Source organism: Falsiroseomonas tokyonensis, assembly GCF_019024325.1.
GTDB classification, from domain to species: Bacteria; Pseudomonadota; Alphaproteobacteria; order Acetobacterales; family Acetobacteraceae; genus Falsiroseomonas; species Falsiroseomonas tokyonensis.
In genome coordinates, this window is record NZ_JAFNJS010000010.1 from 24,507 (window position 1) to 47,083 (window position 22,577).

Annotated in this window: 27 protein-coding genes; 14 read left to right on the forward strand and 13 right to left on the reverse strand. The window is 71.0% G+C overall.

What is annotated here, in order from left to right; translation table 11 throughout:
* Positions 1 to 30 precede the first annotated feature (30 nt).
* Complete coding sequence (locus J3S20_RS25010) at positions 31 to 1,113, forward strand: branched-chain amino acid aminotransferase (RefSeq protein ID WP_216839647.1); 1,083 nt, start codon at positions 31 to 33, stop codon at positions 1,111 to 1,113.
* Between the two features lie 42 nt (positions 1,114 to 1,155).
* Here J3S20_RS25010 and J3S20_RS31200 read toward each other — a convergent pair whose 3' ends face one another.
* On the reverse strand, positions 1,156 to 1,494 hold the full coding sequence (locus tag J3S20_RS31200; protein WP_216839648.1) for a YXWGXW repeat-containing protein: 339 nt from the start codon (positions 1,492 to 1,494) through the stop codon (positions 1,156 to 1,158).
* A 94-nt stretch (positions 1,495 to 1,588) separates the two neighbouring features.
* Positions 1,589 to 1,981 (reverse strand): metallopeptidase family protein, encoded by a 393-nt coding sequence (locus J3S20_RS25020; RefSeq protein WP_216839649.1) that lies wholly within the window; start codon positions 1,979 to 1,981, stop codon positions 1,589 to 1,591.
* A 68-nt stretch (positions 1,982 to 2,049) separates the two neighbouring features.
* On the opposite strand from J3S20_RS25020, the gene J3S20_RS25025 reads away from it, so the two are divergent.
* Both J3S20_RS25025 and J3S20_RS25030 read left to right on the forward strand, forming a co-directional pair.
* A complete protein-coding gene (locus tag J3S20_RS25025; RefSeq protein WP_216839650.1) occupies positions 2,050 to 2,352 on the forward strand; it encodes a 4a-hydroxytetrahydrobiopterin dehydratase in 303 nt (100 codons plus the stop codon).
* A gap of 92 nt (positions 2,353 to 2,444) precedes the next feature.
* The gene (locus J3S20_RS25030; RefSeq protein WP_216839651.1) at positions 2,445 to 3,566 is read left to right on the forward strand and encodes a branched-chain amino acid ABC transporter substrate-binding protein; all 1,122 of its coding nucleotides are present in this window, start codon (positions 2,445 to 2,447) and stop codon (positions 3,564 to 3,566) included.
* A gap of 30 nt (positions 3,567 to 3,596) precedes the next feature.
* Here J3S20_RS25030 and J3S20_RS25035 read toward each other — a convergent pair whose 3' ends face one another.
* Positions 3,597 to 4,556 carry a Bug family tripartite tricarboxylate transporter substrate binding protein gene (locus tag J3S20_RS25035; RefSeq protein WP_216839652.1) on the reverse strand — a complete coding sequence of 320 codons (960 nt, stop codon included), beginning with the start codon at positions 4,554 to 4,556 and terminating at the stop codon, positions 3,597 to 3,599.
* A gap of 78 nt (positions 4,557 to 4,634) precedes the next feature.
* Between J3S20_RS25035 and J3S20_RS25040 the strand changes: the two genes are divergently transcribed.
* The 4 genes from J3S20_RS25040 to J3S20_RS25055 all read left to right on the forward strand — a co-directional run bounded on the left by J3S20_RS25040 (position 4,635) and on the right by J3S20_RS25055 (position 9,268).
* Positions 4,635 to 6,197, forward strand: a complete 1,563-nt coding sequence (locus J3S20_RS25040) for a sulfatase-like hydrolase/transferase (protein WP_216839653.1) — start codon at positions 4,635 to 4,637, stop codon at positions 6,195 to 6,197.
* Positions 6,198 to 6,261: 64 nt separating this feature from the next.
* Positions 6,262 to 7,524 (forward strand): ABC transporter substrate-binding protein, encoded by a 1,263-nt coding sequence (locus J3S20_RS25045; RefSeq protein WP_216839654.1) that lies wholly within the window; start codon positions 6,262 to 6,264, stop codon positions 7,522 to 7,524.
* Positions 7,518 to 8,423 carry a carbohydrate ABC transporter permease gene (locus J3S20_RS25050; protein ID WP_216839655.1) on the forward strand — a complete coding sequence of 302 codons (906 nt, stop codon included), beginning with the start codon at positions 7,518 to 7,520 and terminating at the stop codon, positions 8,421 to 8,423. The genes J3S20_RS25045 and J3S20_RS25050 overlap by 7 nt, the downstream gene beginning before the upstream one ends.
* On the forward strand, positions 8,420 to 9,268 hold the full coding sequence (locus J3S20_RS25055) for a carbohydrate ABC transporter permease (RefSeq protein ID WP_246603251.1): 849 nt from the start codon (positions 8,420 to 8,422) through the stop codon (positions 9,266 to 9,268). The genes J3S20_RS25050 and J3S20_RS25055 overlap by 4 nt, the downstream gene beginning before the upstream one ends.
* On the opposite strand, the gene J3S20_RS25060 is transcribed toward J3S20_RS25055, so the two are convergent.
* From J3S20_RS25060 to J3S20_RS25070, 3 genes are all read right to left on the reverse strand, one after another.
* On the reverse strand, positions 9,265 to 9,768 hold the full coding sequence (locus J3S20_RS25060) for a flavin reductase (protein ID WP_216839766.1): 504 nt from the start codon (positions 9,766 to 9,768) through the stop codon (positions 9,265 to 9,267). The two genes, J3S20_RS25055 and J3S20_RS25060, sit on opposite strands and share 4 nt — an antisense overlap.
* Before the next feature lie 78 nt (positions 9,769 to 9,846).
* Positions 9,847 to 10,545 carry a DUF3047 domain-containing protein gene (locus J3S20_RS25065; protein WP_216839656.1) on the reverse strand — a complete coding sequence of 233 codons (699 nt, stop codon included), beginning with the start codon at positions 10,543 to 10,545 and terminating at the stop codon, positions 9,847 to 9,849.
* Between the two features lie 47 nt (positions 10,546 to 10,592).
* Positions 10,593 to 11,168, reverse strand: coding sequence for a GNAT family N-acetyltransferase (locus tag J3S20_RS25070; protein ID WP_216839657.1), 576 nt, complete (start codon positions 11,166 to 11,168; stop codon positions 10,593 to 10,595).
* Between the two features lie 94 nt (positions 11,169 to 11,262).
* Here J3S20_RS25070 and J3S20_RS25075 point away from each other — a divergent pair, with 94 nt between their 5' ends.
* The 6 genes from J3S20_RS25075 to J3S20_RS25100 all read left to right on the forward strand — a co-directional run bounded on the left by J3S20_RS25075 (position 11,263) and on the right by J3S20_RS25100 (position 15,971).
* On the forward strand, positions 11,263 to 12,090 hold the full coding sequence (locus J3S20_RS25075; RefSeq protein ID WP_216839658.1) for a CoA transferase subunit A: 828 nt from the start codon (positions 11,263 to 11,265) through the stop codon (positions 12,088 to 12,090).
* On the forward strand, positions 12,090 to 12,848 hold the full coding sequence (locus J3S20_RS25080; RefSeq protein ID WP_246603252.1) for a CoA-transferase: 759 nt from the start codon (positions 12,090 to 12,092) through the stop codon (positions 12,846 to 12,848). The genes J3S20_RS25075 and J3S20_RS25080 overlap by 1 nt, the downstream gene beginning before the upstream one ends.
* On the forward strand, positions 12,845 to 14,080 hold the full coding sequence (locus tag J3S20_RS25085) for a CaiB/BaiF CoA transferase family protein (protein WP_216839659.1): 1,236 nt from the start codon (positions 12,845 to 12,847) through the stop codon (positions 14,078 to 14,080). Before J3S20_RS25080 ends, J3S20_RS25085 begins: the two co-directional genes overlap by 4 nt.
* Entirely contained in the window at positions 14,077 to 14,616 is a 540-nt protein-coding gene (locus tag J3S20_RS25090; RefSeq protein ID WP_216839660.1) for a hypothetical protein, read from the forward strand. Before J3S20_RS25085 ends, J3S20_RS25090 begins: the two co-directional genes overlap by 4 nt.
* A 253-nt stretch (positions 14,617 to 14,869) precedes the next feature.
* Complete coding sequence (locus J3S20_RS25095; protein ID WP_246603253.1) at positions 14,870 to 15,772, forward strand: DMT family transporter; 903 nt, start codon at positions 14,870 to 14,872, stop codon at positions 15,770 to 15,772.
* A gap of 16 nt (positions 15,773 to 15,788) precedes the next feature.
* The gene (locus tag J3S20_RS25100) at positions 15,789 to 15,971 is read left to right on the forward strand and encodes a hypothetical protein (protein ID WP_216839662.1); all 183 of its coding nucleotides are present in this window, start codon (positions 15,789 to 15,791) and stop codon (positions 15,969 to 15,971) included.
* 4 nt (positions 15,972 to 15,975) lie between these two features.
* Here J3S20_RS25100 and J3S20_RS25105 read toward each other — a convergent pair whose 3' ends face one another.
* The 5 genes from J3S20_RS25105 to J3S20_RS25125 all read right to left on the reverse strand — a co-directional run bounded on the left by J3S20_RS25105 (position 15,976) and on the right by J3S20_RS25125 (position 19,304).
* Positions 15,976 to 16,389, reverse strand: a complete 414-nt coding sequence (locus J3S20_RS25105) for a protein-tyrosine phosphatase family protein (protein ID WP_216839663.1) — start codon at positions 16,387 to 16,389, stop codon at positions 15,976 to 15,978.
* The gene (locus J3S20_RS25110) at positions 16,386 to 17,237 is read right to left on the reverse strand and encodes a c-type cytochrome (RefSeq protein WP_216839664.1); all 852 of its coding nucleotides are present in this window, start codon (positions 17,235 to 17,237) and stop codon (positions 16,386 to 16,388) included. The genes J3S20_RS25105 and J3S20_RS25110 overlap by 4 nt, the downstream gene beginning before the upstream one ends.
* A 153-nt stretch (positions 17,238 to 17,390) precedes the next feature.
* Positions 17,391 to 17,675, reverse strand: a complete 285-nt coding sequence (locus J3S20_RS25115; protein WP_216839665.1) for a DUF427 domain-containing protein — start codon at positions 17,673 to 17,675, stop codon at positions 17,391 to 17,393.
* Between the two features lie 52 nt (positions 17,676 to 17,727).
* Positions 17,728 to 18,606 (reverse strand): CDP-diacylglycerol--serine O-phosphatidyltransferase, encoded by an 879-nt coding sequence (pssA, locus tag J3S20_RS25120; protein ID WP_216839666.1) that lies wholly within the window; start codon positions 18,604 to 18,606, stop codon positions 17,728 to 17,730.
* Positions 18,603 to 19,304 (reverse strand): phosphatidylserine decarboxylase, encoded by a 702-nt coding sequence (locus J3S20_RS25125; RefSeq protein ID WP_216839667.1) that lies wholly within the window; start codon positions 19,302 to 19,304, stop codon positions 18,603 to 18,605. The genes pssA and J3S20_RS25125 overlap by 4 nt, the downstream gene beginning before the upstream one ends.
* A gap of 45 nt (positions 19,305 to 19,349) precedes the next feature.
* Between J3S20_RS25125 and J3S20_RS25130 the strand changes: the two genes are divergently transcribed.
* A complete protein-coding gene (locus J3S20_RS25130; RefSeq protein ID WP_216839668.1) occupies positions 19,350 to 19,778 on the forward strand; it encodes a hypothetical protein in 429 nt (142 codons plus the stop codon).
* Here J3S20_RS25130 and J3S20_RS30985 read toward each other — a convergent pair.
* The gene (locus J3S20_RS30985; RefSeq protein ID WP_216839669.1) at positions 19,709 to 21,493 is read right to left on the reverse strand and encodes a LysM peptidoglycan-binding domain-containing protein; all 1,785 of its coding nucleotides are present in this window, start codon (positions 21,491 to 21,493) and stop codon (positions 19,709 to 19,711) included. The two genes, J3S20_RS25130 and J3S20_RS30985, sit on opposite strands and share 70 nt — an antisense overlap.
* A gap of 91 nt (positions 21,494 to 21,584) precedes the next feature.
* Entirely contained in the window at positions 21,585 to 22,556 is a 972-nt protein-coding gene (locus J3S20_RS25140) for a Bug family tripartite tricarboxylate transporter substrate binding protein (protein ID WP_216839670.1), read from the reverse strand.
* Positions 22,557 to 22,577 lie beyond the last annotated feature (21 nt).

Below are 22,577 nucleotides of genomic sequence, written 5' to 3' on the forward strand. Positions count from 1 at the left end.
ACGCAATAAAAACCGAGAGCGACAGACGCCATGACCCAATTCCCCACCACCCTGACCCGCAACCCGAAGCCCCGCCAGCCGGACAATGCCCTGGCCTTCGGCAAGTCCTTCACGGACCATATGTTCCTAATGGACTACACCGAGGGGAAGGGCTGGCACGATCCACGCATCGTCCCCTATGGCCCGCTGTCCATGGACCCGGCCACCACGGTGCTGCACTACGCCCAGGCGGTGTTCGACGGCCTCAAGGCCTATCGCGGCGCCGATGGCACCATCCGCCTGTTCCGCGCCCAGCGGCATGCGGAGCGCCTGGGCAAGTCCTGCGCCGGCCTCTGCATCCCGCCGATCCCGGCCGACCTCGTGCGCCAGAGCTTCGAGGCGATCGTCGGCGTGGACCATGACTGGGTGCCGCGGACCGAGGGCACCAGCCTCTATATCCGCCCGACCGTGATCGCGACGGATGTGATGCTCGGCGTGCACCCCTCGCACAGCTACACCTATTTCGTCATCTGCTCGCCCGTGGGTGCCTACTACAAGGAAGGCGTGAAGCCGGTGCGGATCCTGGCGACGGACACGCATGTGCGCGCGGTGCAGGGGGGTCTCGGCGAGTCCAAGGCGGCGGCCAACTACGCCGCCTCGCTCTCCGCGCAGCAGGAGGCGGAGCGCCAGGGCTTCACCCAGGTGCTCTGGCTGGATGGCGTGGAGCGGCGCTGGATCGACGAGGTCGGCACCATGAACATCATGATGAAGATCGGCGACGAGATCGTGACCCCGCCGCTGGCCGGCACCATCCTGGACGGCGTGACCCGCAACTCCATCCTGACCCTGCTACGCGACTGGGGCCATACCGTCTCCGAACGCCCCGTCAGCATCCAGGAAGTGATGCAGGCCGGGCGCGAGGGGAAGCTGACCGAGATGTGGGGCACCGGCACCGCCGCCGTGGTCTCCCCGGTCGGGGAGCTCGGCTACAAGGGCGACCGGATCAGCATCGGCAACGGCCACACCGGCGCGCTGACGCAGAAGCTGTATGACAGCATCATCGGCATCCAGTACGGCCGCCTGCCCGATGCGCATGGCTGGATGAGCCCGGTGAAGGTGCCGGTCGAGGCCTGAACCCACGCCGCCGCGCCCGGACCCCCGGCGCGGCGGCCGGCCTCAGCGCCAATGGCCCGGCACCCAGACCCAGCCCTCCGGCCGGCGCCAGGCCCAGTGGCCATGCGCCCATTCCAGCCGGGCATCGGGCCGTTCCACCCATTCGCCGGGGATCCACTCATAGCCATGGCCGGCCCAGCGCCAGTGGCCGGGCTGCCAGGCCCAATGCTCGCCGCGCGGCGCCACGGGACGAACTTCGGCCCGCAGCGGCGGGATGGGCGGATAGGTGCCCTGCGCCAGGGCGACGGGGGCCGCGCAGCCCGTGGTCAGCGCGGCGGTGGCCAGCGCCAGCGGCAGGAACAGGCTGCGCGACAGGCCGGGACGAATGGCGGTTTCGGACACGACCCGATGTCTCCTCTCTGAGCAGGGAAACCTTGTCCCGGCCGCATGGAGGATCGGCCCGCGCCATCATGAAGACGGCGTCAGGGAAGGGGGGCTAGTCGCTTTCCAGCCGGTCGATGTCGTCGTCCGAGAAGCCGAAGTGATGCGCGATCTCATGGATCAGCACATTGCGGACCAGGCGGAACAGGTCCTCACCGGTCTCCACCCATTCCAGCAGGATGGGCTCCCGGTACAGGGTGATGCTGTCCGGCTCGCCGGGCGCGTCGAAGACGCTCTTCTGCGTCAGCGGCGTGCCGCGATACAGGCCGGTCAGCGCCCAGGGGCTTTCGAAGCCCAACTCGGCGGCGGTCTCGTCATCCGCCACCTCCTCCACCACGATGGCGGCGCCGCGGACCAGGTCGCGCAGTTCCTTGGGGATGGCGGCGAAGGCCTGCTCGGCCATCTCCACGATATCCTCCAGCGTCGGGGGGTGGCTGAATCGGGTCATCCCGTGCTTCCTTCCCGCCGCCGCGCCCCGCGTCAAGCCCGGCGCACCAGGCTGCCGGGAGATGCAAGATGATCCGCCCCCTCGATGCCCAGTCGCGGGCAGAGCTGCCCCGTACCCTGCCGCTCTGGAGCCTGGCGGAGGGGCGGGACGCCATCATCCGCCGCTTCCGCTTCGCCGATTTCTCCGCCGCCTGGGGCTTCATGGGCCGGGTCGCCCTGCTGGCGGAGAAGCTCGATCATCATCCGGAATGGTCGAATACCTGGAACCGGGTGGAGATCCTGCTGACCACCCATGATGCCGGCGGCCTGTCGGCGCGCGACGTCGCCATGGCCCAGGCGATCGACGCGATCGAACCGGGGCGGATCGTGTAGGGAACCGGCCCGAGATCGCTGGTCAGCGACCGTTGCTCTCGCCTACCCTTCCGCCACCGCGCCGCAGGCGCCACGACAAGGGAGTGGGTGGGATGATGCAACGCAGGACGATCTTGGGGGCCGGCCTGGCTGCGCCGATGCTGCTGGCGGGTGGCCGTGGCGCCTTCGCGCAGGGCTCCGGCCCCATCCGGGTGGCGACCGCGGGCCCGATGACGGGCCAATATGCCAGCTTCGGCGCGCAGTTCCGCGCCGGTGCGGAGCAGGCCGTGGCGGATCTGAACGCCGCCGGCGGTGTGCTCGGCCGGCAGCTGGCGCTGGAAGTGGGCGACGATGCCTGCGATCCGCGCCAGGCGGTCTCGGTGGCCAACCAGCTCGCCTCGCGCCGCGTGGTGATGGTGGCCGGGCATTTCTGCTCGGGCAGCTCCATCCCGGCCAGCAAGGTCTATGCCGAGGAAGGGCTCCTGCAGATCAGCCCGGCCTCGACCAACCCGACCTATACCGATAGCGGCGACTGGAACACCTTCCGCGTCTGCGGCCGCGACGACCAGCAGGGCCTCGTCGCCGGGCGCTACATGGCGCAGAACATGAAGGACCGCCGCATCGCCATCCTGCACGACAACACCGCCTATGGCCGCGGCCTGGCGGAGGAGACCAAGAAGGCGCTGAACGCGGCCGGCGTGACGGAGGCGCTGTATTCCGCCTATACGCCGGGCGAGCGCGACTATTCGGCCATCGTCTCCCGCCTCCAGCAGGCGAATATCGGCGTGGTCTATGTCGGCGGCTACCACACCGAATCGGGTCTGATCCTGCGCCAGGCGAAGGAGGTCGGGATGAACCTGACGCTCGTCGGCGGCGATGCGCTGGTGACCAACGAGTTCTGGCAGATCACCGGCGCGGCGGGCGAGGGCACGCTGATGACCTTCAGCAGCGACCCGCGCAAGCGCGCCAGCGCCGCCCAGGTGGTGCAGAGCTTCCGCGCCAAGAACATCGATCCGGAGGGCTATGTCCTCTACACCTACGCCACGCTGCAGATCTGGGCGGCGGCGGCCACGCGCGCCGGCAATACCGATGCCCGGCGCATCGCCGCGCTGCTGAAGTCCGGCGGCCCCTGGGCCACGGTGCTGGGCGACATCAGCTTTGACCGGAAGGGCGATGTCACCGTGCCGGACTATGTCTTCTACGTCTGGCGCAACGGCACCTACGCCGAGATGTGAGCGGGGCGGGGGGCGGCACCGCGCCGCCCCTCACTCCACCCGCATGCCGGTGGCCTGCACCACCTCCCGCCACCGGGCGGAGGCGCGAGCGACCCAGGCTTCCGCCGCGGCGCCGTCCCCGGCCTCCGGCGTCACCGCCCAATTGGCCAGCCGCGCCTGCGCCGCGGGGTCCGCGAAGACCGAGGCGACCAGCCGGGCGGCGGCTTCCCGTGCCGGCTCCGGCACCTCCTTCGGCGCCATCAGCAGATAGGCGAAGCGGATGTCGAAGCCGGCATGGCCCTGCTCGGCCACCGTCGGCACATCGGGCAGCATCGGCAGGCGCTGCGGGCCGGAGATGGCCAGCGCACGCAGCCGGCCATCCTTGACGAATTCGGCGCCGCCCGAGATGGCGATGAAGCCGGCCTGCACGCGGCCCGCCAGCAGCTCCGTCACTGCCTCCGCATTGCCGCGGAAGGGGATGTGCTCCAGCGCCGCCGGCGGCAGGCCCAGCGCATGGCTGAGATGGGCCATCGCCAAGTGTCCCGGGGAGCCATAGCCGGCGGAGGCGTATTGCAGCGGCTGGCGCCGGGCGCGGTCCAAAAATTCCGCCAGCGTGGTGATGCTGGCGGAAGGATGCACCAGCAGCACCACCGGATAGGTGCCGGCCACCGCCACCGGCCGCAGCGCCGCCGGGTCGAAGCCCAGGTTGCGGTACAGGTGCGGGTTCACGGTGAAGCTGCTGTCAATCGCCAGCAGCAGGGTGCGGCCATCCGGCGCGGCGCGGGCGGCCAGGGCGGCCGCGATATTGCCATTGGCGCCGGGGCGGTTGTCGACGAGGGCATTGCCCATTCCGTGCCGCGGCGCGGCCTCCGCCAGCAGGCGCGCGATGCCGTCCAGCGCCGCGCCGGGCGGGAAGGCGGCGATGATGCGCAGCATCTCGGCCTGCGCCCGCGCCGGCGCGGCGGCCAAGGCGAGCGCGGCGACGAGGCCGCCGCGGCGGGAAATGGTCATCCGGTCCTCCCCAGGCTGGTGCTTGCTGCCTATGCTGCCAATCTAGGCTGCCGGGGCGGATGAGGGGGGACAAGGCCGATGGCCGTGCGGAACGTGCTGTTCATCATGTGCGACCAGCTGCGCTGGGACCATATGGGCTGCGCCGGCCACCCCTTCCTGAAGACGCCGAACCTGGATGCGCTGGCCGCGCGCGGCGTGCGCTTCAGCCAGGCCTATGTGCAGTCCGGCATCTGCGGGCCCTCGCGCATGTCCTACTATACGGGGCGCTACGTCTCCTCGCACGGGGCCACGCATAACCGCGTGCCGCTCTCGGTCGGCGAGGTCACGCTCGGCTGGCATTTGCGCGAAGCAGGGCGGACGCTGGCGCTCGCCGGCAAGACGCATGTGCTGCCGGATGCGCATGGCATGAAGCGGCTGCAGCTGGATGGCCAGCACGACCTGGCCGCGCTGTTGCGGGAGGGCTGGTTCACGCTGGTGGACCGGCATGACGGCCATCATGCGGAGCCCGACAGCGCCTATGCGCATTGGCTGCGCAGCAAGGGCTATGACAGCGCCGATCCCTGGACCGACTACGTGATCGCCGTGCAGGATTCGGCGGGCCAGGTCCATAACGGCTGGAAGATGCGCAACGCCCGCCTGCCCGCGCGCGTGGCGGAGGAACACAGCGAAACCGCCTATACGGCGGATCAGGGCATCGCCTTCATGGAGCAGCAGGGCGAGACGCCCTGGGTGCTGCACCTGTCCTTCGTGAAACCGCACTGGCCCTATGTCGCGCCCGCGCCCTACCACGCGATGTATTCCGCCAATGAATGCCTGCCCGTCTCCCGCCACCCCGGCGAACGCGGCCCGGGCGCGCATCCGCTGCTGCGCGAATGGCAGAATGAGGAGGTGTCGCAGAGCTTCCAGCAGGAGGATTGCATCACGACGGTGCGCCCGGCCTATCAGGGGCTGATCACGCAGCTCGACGATCATCTGGGGCGGGTGTGGCAGGCGCTGGAGCGGCTGGGGCGCTGGCGCGACACGCTGGTGGTCTTCTGCTCCGACCATGGCGACTATCTCGGCGACCACTGGCTCGGCGAGAAGGAGCTGTTCCACGACTGCGTGCAGCGCGTGCCGATGCTGGTCTACGACCCCTCGCCCGAGGCCGATGCCACGCGCGGCACGGTGGACGGCCGCTTCGTCGAGGCGATCGACCTGGTGCCGACTTTCCTCGATGCGCTGGCGCTCGATCCCGCGCCGCATCTGCTGGAGGGACGTTCCCTGCTGGGGCTGACGCGCGGCACGGCGGAGGGCTGGCGCGATGCGGTGGTCTCCGAGCTCGACTGGACCTTTCGCGGGGCGCGGCGGCGGCTGGGCGAGAAGGTCGGGCAGCACCACGCCTGGATGATCCGCGATGCGCGCTGGAAATACATCCACTGGACCAGCGGCTACCGACCGCAGCTTTTCGACCTGGAAGCCGACCCGCAGGAGTTCTTCGACCTCGGCGCCGATCCCGCGCATGAGGCGGTGCGCCTGGCGATGCGCGAAAGGCTGCTCACCTGGTTCACCGGCCTCAAGCGCCGCACCACGCTGACCTGGGCGGAGGCGGAGCTGCGCACCGACCGGCACAAGGCGGCCGGTGTCTTCTACGGGGAGTGGTAGCCAGGCAACGATCCCGTCCTTTCCGCGTTGTGCCGGGGAAGGGCACAAGGCAGGGGAGGGGACGATGATCCGGCTGATCGCCGCCATCCTGGCGCTGCTCTGCGCCGCGCCGGCCCGGGCGCAGGTCACCATCGCGATTTCCTGCGGCGCCGTCGGCGTGGAATTCCAGATGTGCCGCGAGGCCGCCGAGGCCTGGGCGCGCGAGACGGGCAACCAGGTGCAGCTGGTCTCGACGCCCAGCGGCAGCACGGAGCGCCTGGCGCTGTACCAGCAGCTTCTCTCGGCGGGCTCCGCCGATATCGACGTGCTGCAGCTCGACGTCGTCTGGCCCGGCATCCTGGCGCGTAACCTGCTGGACCTGTCGCCCCATGTGCCGCGGGAGGCGCTGGAGCCGGTCTTCCCTGCGCTGGTGGAGAACAACACGGTCGACGGGCGGCTGGTGGCGCTGCCCTGGTTCACCAATGCCGGCGTTCTGTATTGCCGCCGCGACCTGCTGGAGAAATATGGCCGCCCGGTGCCGGAGACCTGGGCTGAGCTGGCCGAGACGGCCGCCTTCATCATGCAGGCGGAGCGCGCGGCCGGCGCCGATCGTATGTGGGGCTACGTCTTCCAGGGCCGCGCCTATGAGGGGCTGACGGTGAATGCGCTGGAATGGCTGCACAGCCACGGCGGCGGTCGCATCGTGAACCCGGATGGCCAGATCACCGTGAATACGCCGCAGGCCGTCACCGCCATCCGCCAGGCCGCCGGCTGGGTCGGCACCATCGCGCCGCGCGGGGTGCTGAACTATGCCGAGGAGGATGCGCGCGGCGTCTTCCAATCCGGCAACGCCGTCTTCATGCGCAACTGGCCCTATGCCTGGCCGCTGCTGAATGCGGAGGACAGCACCGTGCGCGGCCGCGTCGGCGTGGCGCTGCTGCCGAAGGGGGGTGAGGATGGCCAGCACAGCGCGACGCTGGGCGGCGAGCAGCTCGCCGTCTCCCGCCATTCGCGCCATCCGGAACAGGCCATCGCCCTGATCCGCTACCTGACCAGCGCGGCGGAGCAGAAGCGCCGCGCCATTGTCGGCGGCTTCAACCCGGCGCTGCGCCCGCTGTACGAGGATGCCGAGGTGCTGGCGGCCAATCCCTTCTTCGGCACGCTCTACGACAGTTTTGCCAATGCCGTTCCGCGGCCCTCCGCGGTGACAGGCCGCCGCTATAACCAGGTCTCCGCCGAATTCTGGAACGCGGTGCACGCCGTGCTGGCCGGGCAGATGGAGGCCGGGCCGGCGCTCGATCGGCTGGAGCGCAACCTGCTTCGCATCGGACGGGACGGCCAGTGGTAGAACGCGCGGGCACCATCCAGCAGCAGCGGCAGCGATCGGCCTGGATCTTCCTGCTGCCGGTGCTGATCACCATCGCCGCCATCGCCGGCTGGCCGCTGGGGCGCACCATCTGGTTCTCGCTGACCGATGCGCGGCTGGACGAGATGGAGGCCACGCGCTTCATCGGGCTGGAGAACTACCTGTGGCTCGCGCGCGATCCCGAATGGTGGGTCGCCGTGCGCAATACGCTGGTCTTTGCGGGCGTCTCCGTGACGCTGGAAACGCTGCTCGGCATCATCGTGGCGCTGGTGCTGAATGCGAAGATGCGCGGCCGCGGCGTGCTGCGCGCGGCCATGCTGATTCCCTGGGCGATCCCCACCGTGGTGTCCGCGCAGATGTGGGGCTGGATGCTGCACGACCAGTACGGCGTCATCAACGAGATGCTCATGGCGGTCGGCCTCATCGCGGAACCCCGCGCCTGGACAGCGAATTATTCGACGGCGCTCGCCGCCGTCATCGCCGTCGATGTCTGGAAGACCACGCCCTTCATGGCGCTGCTGACGCTGGCCGCGCTGCAACTGCTGCCGGATGAATTGTACGAGGCGGCCGAGATCGATGGCCTCGGCCCAGTCGGGCAATTCTTTCGCATCACCCTGCCGCTGATCTGGCCGGCGCTGATGGTGGCCATCATCTTCCGCACCCTCGATGCGCTGCGGGTCTTCGACCTGATGTTCGTGCTGACCGGCAATAGCCGCGCCACCGCCTCCATGTCCGTCTATGCGCGGCAGCAACTGGTGGACTTCCAGGATGTCGGCTACGGCTCCGCCGCCGCCACCGGACTGTTCCTGGTGATCGCGGTGGTGACCGCGCTGTTCATCACCTTCGGTCGCGTGCGGCTGGGCGGGGAGGCGGGCCGATGACTCTGCAGCAGATGAAGCCGATGCGCATCCTCGGTCGCGCCGGCTTCTTCCTGCTGGTGCTGGCGATCGTCGCCTACACCGTCTTTCCCTTCTACTGGGCCATCGTCTCCTCGCTGAAGGGCGGCGCCGCGCTGTTCAGCGTGGAGGCCTGGCCCAGCGCGCCGGAATGGTCGAACTACACGGCCGTCTTTCAGGAACAGCCCTTCGGCCGCAACATCCTGAACTCCGTCATTGTCGCGGGTTCGGTCGTCGCGCTGTCGCTGTTCCTCGGCGTCACCGCGGCCTTTGCGCTGGGGCGCGTGCAGTTCCGCGGGCGGGGCTTTCTTCTGCTGGTGATCCTCGGCGTCTCGATGTTCCCGCAGGTGGCAGTGCTGTCCGGCCTCTTCGAACTGATCCGCGCGCTCGGCCTCTACAACAACCTGTTCGGCCTGACGCTGAGCTACCTGATCTTCACCCTGCCTTTCACCGTCTGGGTGCTGACCACCTATATGCGCGAGATGCCGATGGAGCTGGAGGAGGCGGCGATGATGGATGGCGCCAGCCCCTTCGTGGTGCTGACCCGCATCTTCCTGCCGCTGATGGGCCCGGCCATGGCGACCACCGGCCTGCTGGCTTTCATTGCCGCCTGGAACGAGTTCCTGTTCGCGCTGACCTTCACCCTGACGGATGAGATGCGGACGGTGCCGGTGGCCATCGCGCTGATCAGCGGCTCCAGCAGCTTCGAACTGCCCTGGGGCCGCATCATGGCCGCCAGCGTCATCGTCACCCTGCCGCTGATCGGCCTGGTGCTGGTCTTCCAGCGCCGCATCGTCTCCGGCCTGACCGCCGGGGCCGTGAAAGGCTAGCCGACCACCTCGTCATGGCCGACGGGGTGGTAGCCGCGCCCGTACCAGATCAGCGCGCGGCCCGGCGCGCCCTGGCGGATGGCCCGCACCTCCGCGAAGAAGACGCTATGCGTGCCCTTCTCCACGACATCGGCGATCTCGCAGTCGAAGGACACCGCCGCGGCTTCCAGCACCGGGGCGCCGGTGACCAGCCTGGACCAGTCGCCATGCACGAAGCGGCTTTCGCCCTTCAGCCCGCCGATTCCGGCGAAGGCGTCCGAGATCGGACGCTGCCCGGCCGCCAGGGTGTTCACGCAGAGCACCCCATTCGCCTTCAGCAGCGCATTGCCGGAGGAGGTCCGGTTCAGGCAGACCAGCAGGGTGGGCGGGTCGTCCGTCACGCTGCAGACGGCGCTCGCCGTGAAGCCGCCGCGGCCCGCCACGCCGGCCGAGGTCACCACATTCACCGCCGCGCCCAGCCGCGCCATGGCGTCGCGAAATTCGTCCCGGCTTACGGTCATCGGCTTGTCGTCATCGGGGTCAGGCACCTTCAGTCAGCGCGCAAGATGGGTTGCCGTCGTCGGATTGGGAAGCGGCGGTCAGCAGGGGACCAGGCGGATATCCTCGACCTGCGCATCGATGCGGCTGCCGGTATCGTCCACATCGGTGGAGATCGCCACCTCCTGCAGCGGCGGCACATTGGCCCCGCCGAAGGCCGCGCGCCAATCGGCGCCGAGGTCCACCCGCTCCTCCACCCACCGTCCCTGCGGCGTGCTGGCCGGGCGCAGGATGCGGACGCGGGAGATGGCAGGGCCGTAGGGGCTGGCGAAGAACCGGCCCGCCCCTTCCTGCCCCGTGCCGCCCCAGACATAGGACAGGGTGCTGCGCGGCAGCCGGTGATCCCCCGCCACCGCCTGCGCCACCGCCATCTGCGCCCGCGCGGCGATGCCGGCATTGGGCCCGTAGTCGGAAAAGCCCACGGTCAGCGAAACGGCCCGGTCATCTCCGCCCTTGCGGGTCAGGTCGGTCGCGGGCGGCCCGGCATCGACGCGCCAGCGCCAGGCAAGGCAGGTCGCCGGCCCGCTAAGCGTCCGGTAGAGGAAGGCGGCCTCTCCGCTGCCCAGCAAACGGACCCCGCCGGTGGGCGTCGCTTCGAAGCGCGCGGGCGGGATGCCCTGCCACAGCACCTTGCGCCAGCCCAGCCGCTCAAGCTCCGGCGCCGTCCGCCCGGGGGCGATGGCGGCGGCGAGCAGGGGGGCGGCACAGGCCAGGCCCAGCGCCAGGGCGAGACGCTTCATGTCTCGTTAAGTGAGTGCCCCCGGCGCCTGAAACAAGGGCGCAACCGTCAGTCGGTCCCCTGGGCGCCCCCCTCGGCCAGCCCGCGCACGGCCAGCCAGTCCGGGCGGGTTACCCGGTACCAGAGATGGCGGCGCAGCCGATGGTCCTTCGGCAGGCGGGGGTGGTCGAATTCGCCCTGCCGCCGCATCCCCAGCCGTTCCATCAGCCGCCAGGAGGGCTCGTTCACCGGTGGGGTGAAGGCCACGATCCGCTCCAGGCCAAGCCGCCCGAAGCCATGGGCCAGCGCCAGCCGCGCCGCTTCCTCGGCGAAGCCCTGGCGCTGGTACGCGGGGGCGATGCGCCAGCCGATCTCGACGGCGGGGGTGAAGGGCGCCTGCCAGGGGATCTCCAGTAGCCCGACCACGCCGATGCAGCCGGCCCCCGGCAGCTCCACCGCGCCGAAGGAATAGCCGCGGTCCCGCTGATGGGCGATCAGCCGCGCCACCCAGGCATCGCTCTCCTCGCGGGTCATGGGCGCGGCGAAGTGGCGCATCACGGCCGGGTCGCCGTTCAGGGCGAAGACGGCCTCGGCATCGCTGGGAGCCAGGGGGCGGAGCGTGAGGCGAGGGCCGTGCAGATGCATGGGCCGATCCTATCGCCGGCATGACGGGCTTGCCATCGGCCCTCTTCGCGTTCGCGGCAAGCCGGCGTAGGTAGGGGGGAATGAGGACCGTCACATGATCCCACATACCCCGGACAGCCTGGCCGCCAGCGTGCCGGATGGCGCGCTGGTGGCGCTTCCCCCCGACAATTCGCTGCCCTCCGTGGCGCTGGCCCGCGCCCTGGTGCGGCGCGGTGCAAAGGATCTGCGGCTGCTCGGCGTGCCGGTCTCCGGCTTCGCGACGGACCTGCTGATCGGCGCCGGCTGCGTGGCGGAGGTGCAGACCAGCGCCGTCTCCCTCGGCGAGGCCGGCTTCGCGCCGCGCTTCACCGCGGCGCTGAAGGCCGGCCAGATCACGGTGCGGGACGCCACCTGCCCGGCCATCCATTCCATGCTGCAGGCGGCGGAGAAGGGCATTCCCTTCATGCCGCTGCGCGGCATCATCGGCAGCGACATTCTGCGAAACCGTCCCGACTGGAAGGTGGTGCCGAACCCGTTGGGCGATGGCGTCTCGGACCCCATCGTGCTGCTGCCGGCGCTGTCGCCCGATGTCGCGCTGATCCATGGCGTGATGGCGGATGAGGCGGGCAACGTCTGGGTCGGCCGCCGCCGCGAATGCGCGACGCTGGCCCATGCCAGCCAGCGCGTGCTGGCCACGGTGGAGCGCCTGGTGAAGGGCGACATGCTGGAGGATGAGCGCCTCGCCCCCGGCGTCATCAGCGGCACCTATATCGAGAAGGTGGCGGTGGCCGAGCGTGGCGCCTGGCCCGTGGCGCTGCTGGACGAGTACGCCTTCGACGCCGCGCATGTCGCCGAATATGCGCGCCTGGCCAAGACCGAGGCCGGCTTCGCCGAATACCTGGACCGCTACGTCTTCAACGCCCGCGCGCAGGCGGCAGAATAATGATCAAGCTCGAAGAGCGCCTCGCCGCCAGCCTGGCGCGGCTGATCCTGGACCCGGCGGCGCCGCCGGCGCGCCACATCGCGGTGGGGGCGGCCAGCCCGATTCCGGCGGCCGCCTGCTGGCTGGTGAAGAAGCAGGGCCATCCGGTGCGGCTCTCCCTGCTGCACAAGCGCACGGGCAACCCCTTCTCCGAGGGCTCGCGCGAGCTCTTCGACCTGACCGGGCAGGGGCGGATCGACCTGTTCTTCCTCGGCGGCGGGCAGATCGACGGGAAGGCGAACCTGAACCTGGTTGGCACCGGCGAATGGCCGGGCGGATCTCCCCAAGGCGGCGTGCGCTTCCCCGGCAGTTTCGGCAGCGCCTTCATGTACTTCATGACACCGCGCACCATCCTGTTCCGCGAGGAGCATTCGCCCCGCGTGCTGGTGCCGCAGGTGGACAATATCTCCGCCCCCGGCGTCTCCGAGCCCGGCGTCTTCCGGCGCGGCACGGCGCAGGCGCTGGTGACGGGCAAATGCGTCTTCGCCTTCCATCCGGACCGCGCCCGCTTCTCGCTGACCAGCCTGCATCCGGGCGAGACGGTCGACGGCATCCGCGCCGCCACCGGCTTCGACTTCGATGTGCCGGCCGATGTGCCGCAGACCCCCGATCCGACCGAGGCCGAGCTGGCGCTGCTGCGCGGCCCGATCTGCGACGAGATGCTGGAAACCTATCCGGAGTTCTGTGCCCGCGTGTTCGACAGGAAATTGGCGGCATGACCGACGCTGTCCCCATGACCCAGGGCAAGGGCCTGGCCCTGTCCCCCGGCGCGCTGGCCGGCCTCAAGGTCATCGACCTCACCCGCGTCCTCGGCGGCCCCTATTGCACCATGATCCTCTCCGACCACGGGGCGGAGGTGGTGAAGATCGAGCCGCCGCAGGGCGACGAGGTGCGCGACTGGGGCCCGCCCTTCGTGGAGGGCTCCGCCAGCTACTTCATCGGCGTGAACCGCAACAAGCAGTCCCTGGCGCTGGACCTCGGCAAGCCCGAGGGGCGGGACGTGCTGATGCGCCTGCTCGAAGGCGCCGATGTGCTGATCGAGAACTACAAGCCCGGCGCCATGGAGAAATGGGGCATGGGCTATGCCGATGTCCTGTCTAAGCGTTTTCCCAAATTGGTGCATTGCCGCGTCTCCGGCTTCGGGCCGGATGGGCCGCTCGGCGCCCTGCCGGGCTATGACGCGGTGATCCAGGCCATGGTCGGGCTCATGTCGATCAATGGCAATGAGACGACCGGCCCGCTGCGCATGGGCACGCCGATCGTCGACCTGGCCACCGGATTGTATTCCGCCATCGCCATCCTGATGGCGCTGCAGGAGCGCACGAAGAGCGGCCAGGGCCAGTTCCTCGACATGTCCCTGCATGATTGCGGCATGGCCCTGCTGCACCCCCAGGCCGCAAATTACTTCCTGAATGACAAGCGCCCGAAGGCCACGGGCAATCCACACCCCAATATCTCGCCCTATTCCAAGTATCGGACCAAGACCTGCGAGATCTTCCTGGCCGTTGGCAATGACCCCACCTTCCGGAAGGTCTGCAAGTTCCTGTCGCTGGACAGCCTGCCGGACGATCCTCGCTTCAAGACCAATGGCGACCGCCTGACGCATCGCGATACGCTGACGGAAATACTGGAAGCGCGGCTGGCGGCGGAGGATGGGCACGCGCTCTGTGACCTGCTGCTGAAGGCCGGCGTGCCGGCCGGGCCGGTGATGCATGTGGACGAGGCGATGAATGCGCCCCATACCGCACATCGCCAGATGGTCACGGAGCTCGGCAGCTACCGGGGCCTCGGCACGCCGATCAAGATGAGCCGGACGCCCGGCGGCACCCGCGCCGCCCCGCCCCGCTTCAATGAACATGGCGAAGAGATCCTCGCCCGCCACGGTTTCACGGCGGAGGAGGTGGATGCGTTGAAAGCGAAGGGGATTGTGGTGGCGGTACGCCGGACATGAGCACGACGAGACCAGATGCCCCGCGCAGCCTGCGCGCCATCGAGCAGCCGGCCGAGATCGAGCGCCTGCTGGCCCTCTGGGCCGCCGCCTTCGAGGAGAAGTCCATCCCGGCCCGCGCCAGGCCGCGGCTGCGCCCGGCCGCGACCGGCCGCAAGGCCGGCTGCACCCTGTGGCAGGCCAAGGTTTCGGGGCTGGAGATGAATATCTGCCTGGAGGAGGTCAGCTCCGAGCGCTGGCGCCTCGACCACGGCAACCAGGGCGCGCTGGCCATGCGGGACGGCGTCCCGGTGCTGCTGCGGCAATGGTATGTGAAGCGGGCCCCGGCCGATGCCTCGCTTTCCGCCGCCGAGATCGCCCAGGTGACGGAGGAGGCGCCCTTCTACGTCACCCCCGGCGTGCATCGCGGCGCCCCCTCCGAACGCCGGCTGTACCAGCTGGTGGCGGATCTTTCCGCCACGCCCGAGGTGATCCGCCAGCAGACCGCGGATGCCATCGCCCGCCAGACGGCGGCGACCGAGAAGTTCGGCTTCGCCTGAGATCAACGGCCGCCTTCGGCGGCGCGTTGATCTTCTTTTCGTGCCCTGACGCGCCGGGCGGCCGCTCCGCGGCCTTGGCTCGCCGCATTCGCGGCCTCGGCCGCCGATGGCGGCCGCAGGTCGTGCAATTCTGCCGTAGCTTCGATCGTGAGTCCTCTCCCCAAGCCGGGAGAGGGCGCGCGCGGCAGACCCGCGCAAGCACCGGATGGCGTCCGGCCCGCGCCGCGGCCTATCCAGCCGCATGCCGACCCAAATGACCGCCCGCCTCTGGATCCTGCTGCTGGCGCTCTCGGTCATCTGGGGCGGGTCCTTCTTCTTCATGGCCGTCGCGCTGCGCGGCTTTCCGCCCTTCACCATCGTGCTGGTGCGCGTGGCGCTGGCCGCCCTCACCTTGGCGCTGGCCTGCCGCATCCTCGGCCTGCGCCTGCCGGCCGGGCGCTCGGCCTGGATCGCCTGCGCCGGGATGGGGCTGTTGAACAATGCCATCCCCTTCACCCTGATCGTGCTGGGCCAGCAGTACATCCCCTCCGGCCTCGCCGCGGTGGTGAATGCCGCGACGCCTGTCTTCGCCGTGCTGGCGGCGCATTGGCTGACCACCGACGAGAAGCTGAAGCCGAACCGGCTGGCGGGCACGCTGCTCGGCCTGGTGGGGGTGGCCATCCTGGCCGGCCCCGCCGCCTTCGGCCGCGGCGCGGCCAATGAGGCGCTGGGCATAGCGCTATGTCTTGGCGCCTGCCTGTCCTATGGCCTGTCGGGTGTCTGGTCGCGTCGGCTGAAGCGCGCGGGCCTGGCGCCGCTGCCGGCGGCGGCGGGGCAGTGCCTGGCCTCCAGCCTCATCATGCTGCCGCTGGCGTTGGGCTTCGACCGACCCTGGACCCTGCCCACCCCGCCGGCGGAGGCGGTGGCCGCGCTGCTGGCGCTCGGCCTGCTGGCGACCGCGCTGGCCTATGCGCTGTACTTCGCCATCCTGGCCGGGGCCGGCGCCACCAATACCATGCTGGTGACGCTGCTGGTGCCGGTGACGGCGCTGTTGCTGGGCTGGCTGGTGCTGGATGAGGCGCTGGCACCGCGGCACCTGGCCGGCATGGCGGTGATCGGCCTCGGCTTGCTGGCGATCGATGGGCGGCTGCTGCGCCGCGTCTTCACCGCCCGTTGAGGGCTGGCCTGCGAGCATGGCCCGCATGGAGATCGTCAACGGCTATCCCTGCCGCGACTGCACCGATGTGGCGCGGGCGAAGAAGAACATCGACCCGGCGAAGCCCGAACAGGGCGCGGCACCGAAGCCGGAGCCCGCCTGGGTGGCCGCCGCCGCCGCGGCCGGGGTGCCGCAGCGGCTGCTCGACCTTTACGTCTGATCGATCAGGGCCAGCGGAAGTCGCGCACGAAGGCTTCCTGCGCGGCCGTCTCCGCCGCATGCGGCAGGTAGTGCGCGCGCACATGCGCCAGCGCATCGCCGGGCACCCCCGCCGCCTTGGCCAGGCAGCCCATGAACAGGCCGGTGCGGCCGACACCGGCGCGGCAGCCGATATGCACGGGGCGCTCCGGCTCCGCCTCCAACTGCCGGAGCACCTCGCCCACCGCCTGGCGCAGCGCCACGGGATCCGGCAGGCCGAAATCCGCGGTGGGCAGCTTCACATCCGCCAGCCAGGCCTTTTGCGCCTCCATCTCCAGGCAGACGCCGTAGGCGCCCGGCGGGATGGAATCGAAAGGCCTGCCGGTGATGGTCACGGCCCGACCGGCGACCGTCAGCGGCAGCCGTCCCCGCACCGTCACGGCTGGGGCGGAAGGCTGCGCAGATAGGCGATCAGGTCCGAAAGCTCCTGCTGCGTCATGTTGCGATAGGCCCAGAAGGCCATGGGCGGCGCCAGCGGCCGGTCGGTGGCGGAGATGCCCTGCGTCACCGCGCGGATGATCTGTGCATCGGTCCAGCCGCCCAGCCCATTGGCATGCGGCGTCAGGTTCGCCGCCACGGAAACGCCCCAGGGGCCGCGGAATTCCATGCCGCCGGCGCCCAGCCGGCTGCGGTCATTCTGCCCGGTGGGCAGCATCGGCGTATGGCATTCCATGCAGTGGGCGACCGCATTGGCGAGATATTCGCCCCGCGCCACGGGGGTGTTCGCAGGCTCCGGCACGCTGGTGACGGGCGGGCCATAGGCCGGCGGCAGGGTGATGCGATAGACGCTGCGCTCCACCCGGTTCTGCACCGGCGGCACGGTGCGCAGATAGGCGACCATCGCCGCCACGTCGCGATCCGACAGGCCGCGATACAGCGTCATCGGCATGGGCGGGCCGATCAGGCGGCCATCCGGGCGGATCCCTTCCCGGATCGCGCGGGCCAGCTGCGCATCGGTCCAGCGGCCGATGCCGGTCTCGGGGTCCGGGGTGATATTGGGGGCGACGGCGCGGAAGGGCGGCTCGTCGAAGACCGACCCACCGGCCAGGGTCTTGCCCGGCACCGGCCCCTGCGGGCCCATCGGCGTGTGGCAATTGCCGCAGGCCCCGGTGACCTCCACCAGGTGACGCCCCCGCTCCAGCAGCGCCGCATCCTGCGCCAGGGCCGGCCCTGGGCCTGAAGCCAGCAAGCCAGCCGCCAGGGCGGCGGCGCGCAGCGAGACACGCATGGACAACTTCCCCCGGATGATACGATCCCGGCGCGAAACCTGCCCCAGCGGCCGGGCAGCGACAAGCGGCCACCGGCGTCTCGCCTGCTCCAAGAAAGGCCCGCCGCGCCCCGGCGGGGTCCGGGCGCCGTGAATTCGGCGTGAGGCGCGGCCTCAGCGTTCGATGCGCACGCCCTGCCAGAAGGCGATATGGTCCTTGATGGCCGAGGCGGCGGCCTTGGGCTCGGCATAGTACCAAGCGGCCGCGGCGTTCACCTGCCCGTCCACCACCACGTCATGGTAGCGCGCCAGGCCCTTCCAGCCGCAGACCGTGGTTTTCGCGGAAGGGCGCAGCAGGTCCGGCCGCACCGTCTCGGGCGGGAAATAGACATTGCCCTCGACCAGTTCGAAGCGGTCGCTTTCGGCGATCACCGTGCCGTTCCAGATCGCGCGTGCCATGCCCAAACCTCGCCGGAGACCCCGCTGGCAGATGCGGCGGGATCGGGGCAGGTCAAGGGGCGGGGGCAGCCTCCGGCTCCGCCGCATCGCCCGATTCCGCGTCCCGTTTCAGCAGGATGTAGGACCGCACGGAGAAGGGCAGCATGCCGAGATAGATCAGCCCGCCCGCCGCCAGCGCCGCCCAGGGCTCCGCCACCAGCAGCGCGACATAGAGGCCGACGCCCAGCAGCAGCGGCAGCACCATGGCGCGCGGCACCCGGAAGTTCTTGAAGGACCAGGTCGGCAGGGTGCTGACCATCAGCACGCCGACCGCCACCAGCACCACGCCCACCAGGATCGGGTGGCGGATGGCGGCGCCGGTGTTCAGCCAGCCCCATTCGGAAAAGGCCAGGGCGCCGAACAGCGGGAACAGGGCGCAGCCGGCGCCGGCCGGGGCGGGGACGCCGGTGAAGAAGTTGTAGGCATAGGCGGGCTTCGGCGCCGGGCCGATATCCAGCGAGGCATTGAAGCGTGCCAGCCTGAGCGCGGAGCAGACGGCGAACAGCAGGCAGGGCACGAAGCCCAGCGGCCCCACCGTATGCATGGACCACAGGTACAGGACCATGGCCGGCGCGACGCCGAAGGACAGGAAATCCGCCAGGCTGTCGAATTCGGCGCCGAAGCGGGATGTCGCCTTCAGCAGCCGTGCCAGGCGCCCGTCCAGCCCGTCGATCACCGCCGCCACCACGATCAGCGCGGCGGCCAGCGCAAAGCGGTCCTCAATGGCGGCACGGATCGCCACCAGCCCGGCGCAGAGGCCGAGCATGGTCAGGATATTCGGGATCAGCCGGTTGAAGGACAGGCCTTCGAAGCGCGGGCGGCTGCGCGGGCGGAAGCGGCGCAGCCGGCCGATGCGGGGCGGCGCCGGCGGCAGGCCGGGCTCCTCGCTCATGCCGACGGCGCCGCGGTGTTCGACATGGGCAGCAGTTCCGCCACCACCGTCTCGCCGCCGATCATCAGCTGGCCGATCTGCGCCAGGGGGCGGCTGCCCTCCGGCAGGTAGACATCGGTGCGGCTGCCGAAGCGGATGATGCCGAAGCGGTCGCCCGCCTGCACCTGGTCGCCCTCCCGCACATGGCAGAGGATGCGGCGCGCGATCAGGCCGGCGATCTGCACCACCGCCACGTCGCGGCCATCCGGCATGCGGATGGCCAGCGCATTGCGCTCATTGTCCACGCTGGCCTTGTCCAGGCTGGCATTCAGGAAGGCGCCGGCGCGATAGGCGATGCGCGTGACCACGCCATCGACCGGCAGGCGATTCACATGCACGTCCAGCACGGACAGGAAGATACAGATCCGGTAGCGCGCGGCGGGGCCGAGGCCCAGCTCCTCCGGCGGCACGGCCATGCCGGCCAGCACCACCCGCCCATCGGCCGGCGCCAGCACCACCTGGCCGCGGGACGGTGGCACCCGTTCCGGGTCGCGGAAGAAATACAGGCAGAACAGCGTGAAGATGGCGCCGGGCCAGAACAGCCAGCCGCCCAGCAGCAGGCCGCCAACCACGGCGACGGCCAGGCCGCCATAGATGAAGGGACGCCCAGCCGGATGCGGCTTGGACAGGACGAGGCGGAGGCTGGAGATCAGGGCCATGCGCGCGGTTATGGTATGTTCATCCTTCCCGGACAACATGCATCCATGGACCACCTTCCGCACGGACCGTTCCTGGTCGCACTCGACGGGTCGCTCTCGGCCATGCGGGAGCATGCGCTGCGCTTCGCCTGGCGCGGCCGTGGTTGCGAGGCCTCGCTGGGTGACGGCCAGATCAACCTTGCGGCACAGGCCGGCTGGGTGCCCTTCACGGCGGAGCGGCCGCAGGCGCGGCCCGGCGCCTTCGCGGCGCTGGAGGAAATGCCGCGGGAACTGCCGCCAGGCTGGCGGCTGCGGCTGATGCCGGACCACAAGGTGCGGCTGGAGGCGGCGGTGGACCTGCCCGATACCGTCACCGCCACCACGCTGGTCTCCGCCATGGTGGGCTTCGCCCTGGCGCTGGATCCCTATCTGGACCGGCTGGAATCCGCCGGGATGGAAGCGGGCGCGGAGGCCGCGGGCACCGTGAAGACCTGACCCGGGAAGATCAGGTTCGGATTGCGGATCTGGTCCCGGTTGGCCTCGAAGATCACGGTGTAGCGGATCCCGCGCCCATAGGCGGCGCGCGCCAGGCGCCAGAGGTTGTTCCCCGGCTGCACCACCACGCGCCCCTCCTGCACGCTGCCCTCCGGCAGCTGGTCGCGCTGGAAGGGCAGTTCGATGCGGGCGGAGACGGCGCCATTGGCGGCCAGCTGGTCCACCCGCAGCCGGTGGCGGCCGATCGTCACATGCTCCGCCGGCGCCATGGACCAGCGGCCCTCCGCATCGGCCTGGGCATCGCCCGCATGGTGGTCGTTCACATAGACGCGGATGGCGGTGCCCGGCGTCGCGGTGCCGGCGAAGCGGATGGCGCCAGCATCGGTGTAGTCCACCACCTCCAGCCCCAGCGCATGGCCGGAGGCGGGCGCGGCGCCCTGCAGCACGCGGGCCGGCGCCGCATCGGCGGGCGGCAGCAGCACCACCAGGGGCCGCGCCGGCGAGGCCTCCGGCGCGGGCGGCGCTGCGGGTTGCGGCGGGGCCTGGATCTGGGCCTGGATCTGGGCTTGGGCGCGCAGCGCCGCCTGCCGGCGGGTCTCGTCCTCCGCGGCGCGGCGCGCGGCCTCGGCCTGGGCGGTGGCTTCCGCGGCGCGGGCGGCCTCCCGCGCCGCCTGTTCGGCCATGGCCTGGCGGCGGGCCATCTCGGCCTGGGCCAGGGCCTCGGCCTGCGCGGCTGCCTCGGCCTGGCGGGCGGCCTCCTGCGCGGCGCGTTCGGCCTGGGCGGCGGCGGCCTCACGCGCTTCGCGTTCCGCCTGGGCCAGCTGCTCGGCGCGGGCCAGTCGCTCGGCCTGCTGCGCGGCTTCGGCGAGGGACGCGGCCTCCGCCCGCGCGGCGGCCTCGGCGCGGGCGGCGATCTCCGCCTGGCGCGCGGATTCGCGGGCGGTGGCTTCCGCCGCGGCGGCGGCCTGGCGCTGCGCCGCCTGCTCGGCCCTGGCGGCCGCTTCCGCCGCGGCCAGCCGCGTGGCTTCGGCCTGGGCGCGCGCTTCAGCCTGCATCTGGGCCTGTGCCTGAGCCTGCGCCTCGCCTGCATCGGGGCGCGGCGCCTCCGCCACGGCGGTGGGTTCGGGCACCATCACCACGACGGTGTCGGGGCCGGCGAGCTCCGCGCCGCCGAGGCGGGCGACCAGGGAGAATTGATGCGCGCCGGGCCGCAGCGGGTCGTTCGGCAGGATCACCCATTCGCCACGCGCATCGGCGCGGGCGCGGCCGACTTCCCGCCCGCCCTCGAAGAGGATCACCTCCGCGCCGGGCGCCGCCCGCCCGGCCACGACTACGCCGCCCCGCTGGCCGACGCGCACCACATCGAAGCGCGGCGGTTCCGGCGCGGCGGCGGGTGGGCCGGGCGTCGCGGCCGGGGGGGCGACGGCGGCGCCGGGCGCGGGGGCCGGTGCGGCTGGCAGCTGCGGCGCCGCCGATGCGGTGCGGGGCTGTGGGGCAGCCGGCGCGGCGCGGGGCTGTGGCGCCGCCGGCGCGGCGGGTTGTTGCGTTGCCGCCTGCGCGGGCGTCTGGCTTGCCGGGGGGGTGGCCGGCGCCGCGCGAGTCTCGGCGCCCGGCATCGGCTCGTGGCTGACGAACCGGCTGGCAACAAAAGTGGCGAGGCCGGCACCGACCACGACCACGATCAGAAGGGCGCGCCCGCTGCTCGTCATGGTCACGTAACTAGGACGTGATGCCGTGTCGGCACAAGCGCCCTTGTGCCGCGCAAAGGCCTTGCGCGGCAAAGTTTTTCCTCGGGGATTCGCCGCCTCAACTCGCCTGCGCGCCGGAGGATGCGACCACCCGGCCCCATTTGGCGCGCTCCTCCGCCAGGAAGGCTGTGAAGGCCGCGCCAAGCCGGGCGCCGGGCACCGCGCCGCCCTGGGCGAAGCGGGCGCGCAGGGCGGGATCGGCCAGCGACTCGCCGCAGGCCGCCTGCAGCCGCTGCAGCACCGCCTCCGGCGTCGCGGCCGGGGCGACGAGGCCGAACCAGGCCTCCGCATCGAAGCCGGGCAGGCCCGATTCCGCCACAGTGGGCAGTTCCGGCGCCGCTTCGGCCCGCTGCGCGCCGGCCACCGCCAGGCCGCGCACCTGGCCGCCGCGCATCTGCGGCAGGGCGGCGGGCATATTGTCGAACATCATCTGGATCTGGCCGCCGACTAGGTCCGTCATTGCCGGCGCCGCGCCGCGATAGGGCACGTGCACGATCTCGATGCCCGCCATCGACTTGAACAGCTCCCCGGCCAGGTGGTTGGTGCTGCCATTGCCGGAGGAGCCGAAGGCCAGCCGCCCCGGCTCCCGCTTCGCCAGCGCCACCAGTTCCGCCACCGAGCGCACCGTCAGGCTGTTGGTCACCATCAGCACGATCGGCACGCTGGCCACCAGCGCCACGGGCGCGAAGTCGCGCTGCGGGTTGAAGGGAATGCTTCGGAACAGATGCTCGTTGATGGCGAGCGGGCCGGGCGCCGTCAGCAGCAGGGTCAGCCCATCCGGCGCGGCCTTGGCCACCGTATCGGCGCCGACATTGCCGCCGGCGCCGGCGCGGTTCTCGACGATCACGGGCTGGCCCAGGCGCTCGCGCAGCGCTTCCGCCATCTGCCGCGCGATGATGTCGTTCGACCCGCCGGGCGGGAAGGGCACGATGACGCGCAGCGGGCGATCCGGCCAGGTCTGTGCGAGGGCAGGGGCGGCGAGGCCGGTGGCAAGGACGGCAGACAGCAGGCCGCGGCGGTGCAGCATCATCGGACGATTCCCCATTCGGGC